Source organism: Streptomyces sp. NPDC054847, from assembly GCF_053610925.1.
In genome coordinates this window covers 1-3602 of sequence record NZ_JBSGZJ010000593.1, presented here as the reverse complement: position 1 = coordinate 3602, position 3602 = coordinate 1, and the positions used below count along the sequence as shown (strand labels likewise).

Sequence of the window (3602 nt, the reverse complement as noted above, 5' to 3'; positions counted from 1 at the left end):
TCTCTCTTTTGCCCGCTGGATACCCCCCACGGGTATCTGTTAATGTGGGTCTCATACCCCCGACGGGTATTCGTCCCGAGGAGACGTCATGAAGACCCCTATGAAGATCACCGCCTTCGCCGCCGCGCTCGCCGCCTCCTTCGGAGCCGCCTACGGAGTGGGCAATGTGGTCGCGCCCGTCGACACGGCACCCCCGCCCGCCGCGCATTCCGAGCACCCGGCGGACGCACGGGCCTCCGAGGAGCCGGGCGGCCACGGTCCCTCCGCGGCCGGCGGGCTGCAGATCTCCGAAGGCGGCTACACCCTCGACCTCGACACTCCGCGCGTCCCCGCCGGGCGGAGCAGTGAACTGCGCTTCACCGTCCGCGACGACGACGGCCGGCCCGTCACCGCATACCAGCGCGAACACGACAAGGAACTCCACCTCATCCTCGCTTCGCGCGACCTCGGCACCTACCGCCATCTGCACCCCACCAGGGCCGCGGACGGCACCTGGAGCATCGCCGCGGACCTGCCGAAGGCAGGGGACTACCGCCTCTTCGCCGACTTCACCCCCGCCGCCGAGGGCGCGAAGAACCTCACCCTCGGCGCGGACCTCGCCGTCTCCGGCGCCTACCGGCCCGCCCCGCTGCCCGCAGCCGCCGAGGTGGCGAAGGTCGACGGCTACACGGTCACCCTCGACGGCGCGCTGCGCCCCGAGAAAGCCGGCGAGCTGAAGCTGAGCGTCTCCCGCGACGGACGTCCCGTCACCGACCTCGAGCCGTACCTCGGGGCGTACGGACACCTGGTGGCGCTGCGCTCCGGCGACCTCGCCTACCTCCATGTCCACCCCGGTGGCGAGCCCGGTGACGGCACGACCCGCCCCGGCCCCGAAGTGACCTTCACGGCCACGGCCCCGAGCCCCGGCGCGTACCGGCTGTTCCTCGACTTCAAGCACGAAGGCAAGGTCCGCACCGCCGCGTTCACCGTGGTCACGGCGGACGCCCCCGACCAGGGGACCGGTACGCAGGACACGCCGGGGAACACGCAGGAGAGCCACGACGGGAACGGGGACGGGCACTCGCACGAGTAGGCCGGAGGACCCCGAGGCGCAACCGGGCGGTGGAGCAGGGCAGTCTATGAGGTGTGTCCTCCTCCTCACTCCCTCATCAGGCGCAACACCCCACCGCCCAGGGCCACATGATCGTGTGCGGGGACGACGCCCTCGTCCACCGGCTGGCCGGGGAACTCCGCGAGGTGTACGGCGAGCGGGTCACCCTCGTCGTACCGGCCGCCCAGCCATCCAGGAGCCCCGAACTGCCCCTTTCCGGGCGGGTCAGGGCCTCCGCGCTGTTCGGCCGGATGTCCGCCGCCATGACCAGGGCCGTCGGCACCACCGCCCCCACCGCCCCGACCGCTCCCGGCGACACCCCGCCGCCCGATCTGCCCAGGGTCCTCGAGACCCTTGAGCTCGACGAGGACGTACTCCTCGAAGCCGGCGTCGGACGGGCCGCCGCGCTGGCCCTCGTCCATGACGACGACGAGACGAACATCCGCGCCGCCCTTGCCGCACGCAGACTCAACCCCCACCTGCGCCTGGTGATCCGGCTCTACAACCGCAAGCTCGGCCAGCACCTCGCCGAACTCCTCGACCAGGCCGCCGCGCTGTCCCTCCCCGGCCTCGCCGGCCAGGCACTCGACGCCTCGACCACCGTGCTCTCCGACGCTGACACCGCGGCCCCCGCGCTGGCCGCGACCGCCGTCGCCGGCACGAGCAAGATCGTCCAGGCGGACGGTCTGCTGCTGAGGGCCGTCGAACGCACCCCGCCCGCGCGCGGCGAGGTGGCCGACCCCGGCCTGTGCACGCTCGCCCTGCTGTCGTCCACCACCAACGACCCCGCAGGCGCGGAGGGTTCCGACCGGAGCGGACAGGAAGGACCGCGCCTGCTGCCCGACGACCGAAGCGTCGCCGAGGCCACCGGACGCGGCACCGTCGTGCTCGAAGCCATCTCCCACCGGGCGGGGGGCGGCGAACCGGGCCCCCTCGCCGGCCGGAGCGTCCCCCTCGGCCGGCTCTTCTCCCGGCGGCTGCGCTGGTCGCTGGCCGGGCTCGGCGCCGCCGTCGTCGCCCTGGCCGTCGCCTCGTGGATCACCACCGGCGACGACCCGCTGCACGCCACGTACCTCGTGCTGCTGGACCTGTTCGCCATGGGCGACCCCGCGGCCGGCGCCGACGCCGACCGGCAGATCCTGCAACTCCTCACCGGGCTCGCCGGCCTGATGCTGCTGCCGCTGACGGTCGCGGCGGCACTGGAGGCGCTCGGCACCTTCCGGACCGCGTCCGCCCTGCGCCGCCCGCCGCGCGGCCTGTCCGGGCACGTCGTCCTGCTGGGACTGGGAAAGATCGGCACCCGGGTCCTGATGCGCCTGCGCGAACTGGGCATCCCCGTCGTCTGCGTCGAGGAGGACCCCGAGGCCCGCGGCATCGCCCTCGTCCGCCGGCTGCGGGTGCCCACCGTCATGGGCGACGTGACCGAGGAGGGCGTCCTGGAGGCCGCCAAGATCCACCGGGCGCACGCACTGCTCGCCCTCACCAGCGTCGACACCACGAACCTCGAGGCCGCGCTCTACGCCCGTTCCGCCAAACCCGACCTCCGCGTGGCGCTGCGCATCTACGACGACGACTTCGCGACCGCCGTCTACCGCAGCCTGCGCGCCGCCTACCCCGACGCCCTGACCCGCAGCCGCAGCGTCTCCACGCTCGCCGCACCCGCGTTCGCCGTCGCCATGATGGGGCGCCAGATCCTCGGCGCCGTACCCGTGGAACGCAAGGTGCTGCTCTTCGCCGCCGTCGACGTGGCCGGACACCCCCAACTGGAGGGACGCACCGTCGCGGAGGCGTTCAGGCCCGGTGCCTGGCGAATCGTCGCCCTCGACGCGACGGACCCCGGCGAACGGCAGCCCGACCTGGCGAACGCCCGCCGCGACCAGGAAGGCAACCCGACCGGGCTGGTGTGGGACCTCCATCCCGGCTACGTGCTACGGGCCCAGGACCGGGTCGTCGTCGCCGCGACGCGTCGCGGGGCCGCCGAACTCCTGGGACGGCGGCCGCAGTTGCGCACGGGCGGATAGAAATGCGTTGTATATGTAGGTAAATGCCCGATTCCGCCTGATTGTTCTGCGGTAGAATTCTTTACCTGGTCATTGCAATGCTCCTCGAGCGGCGCAATGGGCTTCAGTGACAGGAGGGTTTGCCGGCGCCCTGCGGTGCCGGCCGGGCGGAGGGGTACGAGATGGCGCACGCACGCAGCAGCCGTACCCGCCGTCCCGGTGGCAGGCCGAGCCTTGGGGGAGCGGCGTGTCCTGGTGGTGCGCCGCGCCTCGGCTGCTTCGCGTGTCGCGTTAGTCGGTCGCGCCTCGGTGGTTCGCCGCGCCCCGGCGTCGTGCGCCTCGACGGCGTCGCGCGCGGCACCGTAAGCGTGCGCATCGACACGCGTGCGCGGGACGGCGTTCCCGATCCCGCCCTTGGCGACCGACGGCCGGGCCCCACCATGTCCGCCCGACTCACCTGACCGACCCTCCGACCCTGTCCACGGCCGGTCGGCGCCGGTGAACGGCGGTTG

General features: G+C 73.0%; 2 protein-coding genes. Both read left to right on the top strand.

The window, feature by feature from the left end:
- Window positions 1-88 precede the first annotated feature (88 nt).
- On the top strand, window positions 89-1072 hold the full coding sequence (locus ACWGH4_RS32870) for a hypothetical protein (RefSeq protein WP_453467287.1): 984 nt from the start codon (window positions 89-91) through the stop codon (window positions 1070-1072).
- Between the two features lie 107 nt (window positions 1073-1179).
- Entirely contained in the window at window positions 1180-3111 is a 1932-nt protein-coding gene (locus ACWGH4_RS32865) for an NAD-binding protein (RefSeq protein ID WP_453467289.1), read from the top strand.
- Window positions 3112-3602: the final 491 nt, after the last annotated feature.

Coding starts and splice junctions, on each gene's coding strand:
- ACWGH4_RS32870 (WP_453467287.1), top strand. CDS start 89: ATGAAGACCCCTATGAAGATCACCGCCTTCGCCGCCGCGCTCGCCGCC.
- ACWGH4_RS32865 (WP_453467289.1), top strand. CDS start 1,180: ATGATCGTGTGCGGGGACGACGCCCTCGTCCACCGGCTGGCCGGGGAA.